General features: G+C 66.0%; 9 protein-coding genes. 2 read left to right on the forward strand and 7 right to left on the reverse strand.

Annotated features, from left to right (window positions below; genetic code table 11):
* On the reverse strand, positions 1-200 hold a 200-nt coding region (locus FVA95_RS31115), incomplete at its 3' end, for a hypothetical protein (RefSeq protein WP_161992489.1).
* 208 nt (positions 201-408) lie between these two features.
* On the opposite strand from FVA95_RS31115, the gene FVA95_RS27200 reads away from it, so the two are divergent.
* Entirely contained in the window at positions 409-672 is a 264-nt protein-coding gene (locus tag FVA95_RS27200) for a hypothetical protein (protein ID WP_149666664.1), read from the forward strand.
* Here the strand turns inward: FVA95_RS27200 and FVA95_RS31120 are convergent.
* A complete protein-coding gene (locus FVA95_RS31120) occupies positions 669-827 on the reverse strand; it encodes a hypothetical protein (protein WP_161992490.1) in 159 nt (52 codons plus the stop codon). The genes FVA95_RS27200 and FVA95_RS31120 overlap by 4 nt on opposite strands.
* A gap of 233 nt (positions 828-1,060) precedes the next feature.
* A complete protein-coding gene (gene mraY / locus FVA95_RS27205; protein WP_149666665.1) occupies positions 1,061-2,122 on the reverse strand; it encodes a phospho-N-acetylmuramoyl-pentapeptide-transferase in 1,062 nt (353 codons plus the stop codon).
* 1,756 nt (positions 2,123-3,878) lie between these two features.
* On the opposite strand from mraY, the gene FVA95_RS27210 reads away from it, so the two are divergent.
* A complete protein-coding gene (locus FVA95_RS27210) occupies positions 3,879-4,067 on the forward strand; it encodes a hypothetical protein (protein WP_149666666.1) in 189 nt (62 codons plus the stop codon).
* Between the two features lie 5 nt (positions 4,068-4,072).
* Here the strand turns inward: FVA95_RS27210 and FVA95_RS27215 are convergent, their stop codons facing one another.
* From FVA95_RS27215 to FVA95_RS31125, 4 genes are all read right to left on the reverse strand, one after another.
* Positions 4,073-4,756 carry a LuxR family transcriptional regulator gene (locus FVA95_RS27215; protein ID WP_149666667.1) on the reverse strand — a complete coding sequence of 228 codons (684 nt, stop codon included), beginning with the start codon at positions 4,754-4,756 and terminating at the stop codon, positions 4,073-4,075.
* A complete protein-coding gene (locus FVA95_RS27220) occupies positions 4,753-4,968 on the reverse strand; it encodes a hypothetical protein (RefSeq protein WP_149666668.1) in 216 nt (71 codons plus the stop codon). Before FVA95_RS27220 ends, FVA95_RS27215 begins: the two co-directional genes overlap by 4 nt.
* Positions 4,965-5,153: a hypothetical protein gene (locus FVA95_RS27225; protein WP_149666669.1), complete on the reverse strand. Its 189-nt coding sequence runs from the start codon at positions 5,151-5,153 to the stop codon at positions 4,965-4,967. The genes FVA95_RS27220 and FVA95_RS27225 overlap by 4 nt, the downstream gene beginning before the upstream one ends.
* Positions 5,154-5,369: 216 nt before the next feature.
* Positions 5,370-5,622, reverse strand: a 253-nt coding sequence (locus tag FVA95_RS31125; protein ID WP_161992491.1) for a hypothetical protein, incomplete at its 5' end; no start/stop codon positions are given.

Genomic DNA, 5,622 nt, shown 5'->3' on the forward strand with positions numbered 1-5,622 from the left:
CGGGGCGCGTCGAGCTGGTTGGCGTGCTCGTCGCAGGCGAAGCACAGGAACAGCCGCGGCTCGGGCTCGAGGACCAGCCGCAGCCCGGCCCGGGTCACCGGACGCGGGCAGTCCCGGGGGTTCTGCTGCCCCGCTGAGGACAGCGCACACCCCGCGACGTCGGTCTGGAACCGGGGCCGGGGTGCTGGCAGGCCGGTCACGATCGTTCCCCCTCGTCGCCGCAGCATGAGCTGGACGCGCCGCGGGGGAGCACGGAGCGACCCGGACACTCTACGAGCCCAGCAGCCCGCTGCTCAGGGCCGGTTGAGCCCCGAACAGGGCCGCCGTGCACGGTGCTCTCGAGCTAGGGAACCCCGCGCTCCTGGGCACCAGCCCGGCCGTGCCGGACACCGGGGTTAGCGTGGGCCGGTGCCCGAGACCCGCGTGCTGGACCCTGTCGCTGAGCTGATCGCATGTCGCAGGTGCGGGAAGGGGTCGCTGCTGCAGGACAGCGTCGTCGGCGACCCAGCGATCGGTCAGCGCTGCGAGCACCGACGTACCGTGATCGTCGCGCGCCCCCTGCTGCGGGGCAGCCGCCAACTCCAGGACCCGCTCGACCAGCACCTGCCGGCCGGGGAGAACGAACCCGTCCCGAGGACCGGTGCCGGGCTCGCAGCCGCCGTACTCGGCTAGCAGCGCCTGTCGATCCCGACCGGCATCGACAGGTTCGTGGTCTCGGTCCAGCCGTTCGGGTGCGCGGCCGCCGGACGGCGACGGTCTACTTCAGCGCCGCTGACGAGCTCAACGAGCAGCAGCCGCGCGACTACGTCGTCGCGCTTGCTCGACATCTGCACGACCTCGCCCGGGTGGCCGACACAGGCACTGCATCTGATCTTCACCGCGCTAATCGCCGAGCTAACTCGGAGCCGTAACAGTGGTGGGGCGAGCCGGTGTAAGACACAGGTCAGCTCGTTGGCGATACTGGGCATAGACACTCGGCGCACCGCCTAGGAAGAGACCCGGCCCAAGTTCATCTAGGCGCCAGCAGGTACCAAACTCCGTATCTACTTCTACGATAAACCTAACCTGCGGCCGACCAATCGCCGTAGAACAGGCCAAGACCAAGAGAGCAGCTAATAACTGCCAAAAGCCAGAACCGAATTATGACGGTTGTCTCGGCCCAGCCCCCCAGCTCGAAATGGTGATGAAAGGGTGCCATCCGGAAAAGCCGTCGCTTACTGGTTCGGAACACAGAGACTTGAAGAACAACAGACAGCGCTTCGACGACAAAGACAGCCCCGACAACAATCAGTAGAAGCTCCGTGCGACTGGCTATGGAGATCCCTGCAAGTAGACCGCCCAATGCAAGCGACCCGGTGTCGCCCATAAAGATCCTAGCGGGCGCAGCGTTCCACCACAGAAACCCGACACACGCGCCCATCGCAGCCGCGGCAACGACGGCTAGGTCGAGGGGGTCTCGAACGACGAAGCAGCCTGGCTCGGCAGCAGGCAGACAAAGATTTCGAAACTGCCAGAAGCTGATAATGACGTAGATTCCGAGAATCAGGGCGCCGACGCCCGCAGCCAAACCGTCCAATCCATCAGTTAGATTTACTGCGTTTGACCACGCATATACGATGACCACAAGAAAGACGACTGACCCGAAAGTGCCTAACGCAACTCCCGGGATGTCGCGCAGGAACGATACCCCCGTCGAAGCCGGAGTGAGGCCGGAACTATTCGGGAAATTCAGAGCAAGAACACTGAAGGCGACTGCGGAGAGTAGCTGTCCCCCCGACTTGGCCACCTTGCCGAGGCCCAGGCTGCGGGACCTGTAGATCTTTATATAGTCATCGAGGAACCCTACGAGGCCGAGTGATGTCATCAAGCACATAACGAGAACGCCCGATGCAGTGATCGGATCAGGGGTGAGGCTGTGGGCGATCAGGTAGCCGCACCACGTAGCCGCAACTATCGCTACGCCACCCATGGTCGGAGTTCCGCGCTTGCGCTGATGCGATGAAGGGCCGTCCTCGCGAATCTCCTGCCCAACTCCTTTCACGATGAACGCCCGGATTAGGTACGGCGTCAGTAGAATCGAGACAGCGAGCGAGACGCCCACAGCAACGAAGATCCCTCGCATGGACTGTGCTCCTCATCGTCGTCTCGACGCCCACACTGTCTCGTGAGGGTAGGATGGTGGTGCGTCCGGGGCCCGTCGCGGCCCGTCGACAGCCTCCTGAGCGCAGCTGCGGACTAGGCTGTACTGACCAGAGACGTTGGTCGAGGTCGTGTGTCGACACGGTCTGACTGATCTTGAATGGCGAGGACCTCCTGCAGAGGGGAACTGCTTCGACTGATGTGAAGAGGGAACCGTAGCTGTGGGGTGCGGGTGTACAAGTCAACAGGCGGAGAGCTAGGGCGTCGCTTGATACAGAGGTGCCGACTGCCCTTGCCAGGATGTCTGCTCGACTGGCGATCATATATCCGTTGCTGGACTCGGTCAGAAATGTATTATGCGTTCCGGTGGTTGTGCCTTGTGCCCATGCGGCAGTGGGTCCTAGAACTATCGCGCTAAAGGATCCGGGCGCCTGTGCGAGCGCTGTCCCTAAATCTTTGATTGAGCGTGCGTGGAGAATTATGCGTTTGGTTTCGGCGACGTCGATAGAACCAGAGGTAAGTACCGCGCCGTGGATGCTCGGGAATACAGAGACTTCGCTGCCCGGGTAGGTGGTGAAGAGTCGGACAAAGTGGTTGGATCCTGGCCAGTGGATCTCCTTACTGGCATCGCAAATGGGCCTGCGGCAAGGCATGCCGTTGTTGAGGTGTCGCAATCAGCATCCAGTGCTTCGAAGTGTTTGGCATTGTCACCTCCAAGGCTTGCCCATTCGTGGCTCTTTCATTCGTGTTGTGCGAGTGGTTCGAATGAATCCCCAACGTAACTGACGGGAGCATGTATCGGTAGATGGCCTTCCGGCATAGAACTGTAGGCCTATGGCGGGTCGCCGCGGGCCTAGGCTTAACGGCCTACGTCGGTTTCGTCGCTCATGCCGTTTCGTCGGATTGCGGTGCGTTGAGGACGAACGGATGTGGGTGAGACCGGTCTAGCTCTCGTTGACCGCTCGGCGTGTCTTAACGCGCCGAGGTCCATGTCCGGGGGTGGGGTTGGCCTGGTGCCGTACGGAGACGCAGTCGGTGCGCCCAGTCCTACATACGGGGCGGGGGAGAGTCGTGATGGCTGGTGCGCTGCCGCGCTGGTCGGGGGCGCTGCGGCCGCTGGAAGGGGCTTGACCGGGCCGGGCCGGCTGCACTGCGCTACGCCACGATGCCGAGCGACGTGCTCGAGGCGGCGTAGCTGGTCGTGGGTGCAGCATGAGCCAGGCGTGCCGCGGGGGAGCACGGAGTGACCCGGTCACTCTACGAGCCGACCGCAGACGCCACCTTGCGGTTGCTTAGGGCCGGTGGGTGGCAGGACTAGAGTTTCAGCGCGGCGAGGCCGTCGGACTGTCTCCGCTGGTCGGCCATCTGGGACCGCTGCGGAGCGATCGCTGGTCCGACGATCTGGACGGGCTCGACCTGTCGATGCCGGAGATGGACTGGGAAGCAGAGAAGGCTCACTGCCCGGTGGCCGATCGCTGTGCTGGGTGTGGGGCTGAACACGATCTACAGGTGATGCTTTCGGCGTTCAGCGGCGGTGATGTCGCGTGCGTGCCGGTGTGCCCACGTTGCGATGGAAAGAGCATGATCCAACTAACTGATGTTGGGCTCGGTGGTGTGGACGCCCGAGTCGCCGCGCACAGTGCTCACCGTTCTGACTGACTCCCTCCCAGGGCCCTCCTGGACACCAGCCCGGCCGAGCCGGGCACCGGGGTTAGCCCGGGCCGGTACCCGAGACCCGCGTGCTGGACCCTGTCGCTGAGCTGATCGCATGCCGCGAGTGCGGGAAGGGGTCGCTGCTGCAGGTCGCGGACCTGTGCGCGGACTGCATCGCCCGGATCGGGACCGCTGCAGATGACGCGGACTACCGTGCCTGGCGCGCGGAGAACGAACGCCGCGTCGTGTCCGGTGAGCTCACCGGAGCGCACTGACGGGGTCAGTACAGGAACCGCGAGGCCGCTCCGCCACCCCACATCACGCTCATCCGGTCCGCGAGGCGCTGGTAGGCCGCTTCAGTGGTGTGGTCGAGGACGACCGGTTCTGTGGTGCCGGCGCGGTCGAGGACGGTGATCAGCTGGCGGGTGTCGTCGCTGACGGCGAGGTCGAGCAGGCCGTGCAGGCGGGCCAGCCGCTCGATGATGTCGCGGGGGGCGGGTGCGGGTCCGTAGGTGGGCGCGGCGGCCTCGGTGCCGGCGGCGATGGCTTCGGCGAGCTCGGTGTCGGTGCGGGTCGCCACGGTGTGGCCGAGTACCGCTGCGGCCGCGGCGAGGGCGTCGAGGTCGGCGACGGCGATGGTCACCGCGCGCAGCGGCATGTGCTCGTAGCGCCCGTCGGGCCCTACCAGCCGCAGCCGGACCTGCGCACCGTGGTCGAGCATCTCCGACGGGGTCTGGGTGGGGGCGAGGATGTCCTGGATCCGGCGCAGCGCGTCGAGCGCGCAGCGCCCGGCCAGCGGGGCGGGCAGGACGAACGGGCCGGGCCCATCGGGCTCTTCCTCCCACGCGGCCAGGGTCAGCAGCAGCTCCTCGACCTGGCGCAGGACCTCGGTCAGCTCGTCGCCGAGATCGGGTACCAGGACGCGTCGTGCCACGACGTCGTCGGCCGCGTCGTCGTTGCTCACGGCTGCGGCAGGGAGGGTGTCTGCTGGACGGTCTGGGCGGCGTCGAGGGAGGTCTGCTCGGCGTCGTGCCCGAGGTCGAACCCGCGGCGGAGGGATCCGTCGTGTATCCCGGTCCGAGCGATCGCGGTCCAGAGCCGCGGCGCCTCGGAGGTGAGCCGTGCCACGACGTCGGCACCGGGGTGGGTGCACGGGGCTGGGGTGGCAGCGGTCATGGTGTCTCCGTCGAGGTCCAGCCGGCAGCGATTGCGCGCCGGGCGTGCTCCTGGGCGGTCATCCGTCGGGAGACCTGGTCCCACAGCTGGCCGAGGGTGCGGGGCTCGGCTCGGTCGTCAAACGCCACCGGGTCCAGGACCCGGGCGAGGCGGGCGACGAGCTCTCCGGTCGTGTCAGCGGTCATCTCAGGTCCTTCTCCACTCCGCGCGTGCGGCCGGACTGGGGTTGGACCTGGTTGTACCAAACAGGTACGACAGCGACGCAGATGTCGCCGGCAGGCCCCGCCAGCGGCTGCTCCTCCCATCGAGCTGTGCCTGGCTCTTCGTCTCCTGGGCGGAGTTGACCGCCCAGAAGACCCGGCGAGTCAGCGGCAAGTCAGGGCGCACCACATCGTGACGGACTACTGGGCCTGCACTGTGACCGTGTGCAGTTCCAGGTCCTCCCCGTCGAAGTCGCGGATCAGCGACAGCCGGAGCTCGGTGCCGACCGGCAGCTCCACCTCGGCCGCGTTGATCCGGATCGCCTCCAGCGGGGTCTTCCCGTCACTGGGGATCCGCGCGACGGGGACCCAGTAGTGCTCGGCGTTGCGGACGGCGATCTCGATCTCGTCGCGTACGGCGTTCTCGGCTTCACAGGACGCGGTGTCGTGCTTG

The organism is Pseudonocardia sp. EV170527-09 (assembly GCF_008369905.1).
Taxonomy (GTDB): domain Bacteria; phylum Actinomycetota; class Actinomycetes; order Mycobacteriales; family Pseudonocardiaceae; genus Pseudonocardia.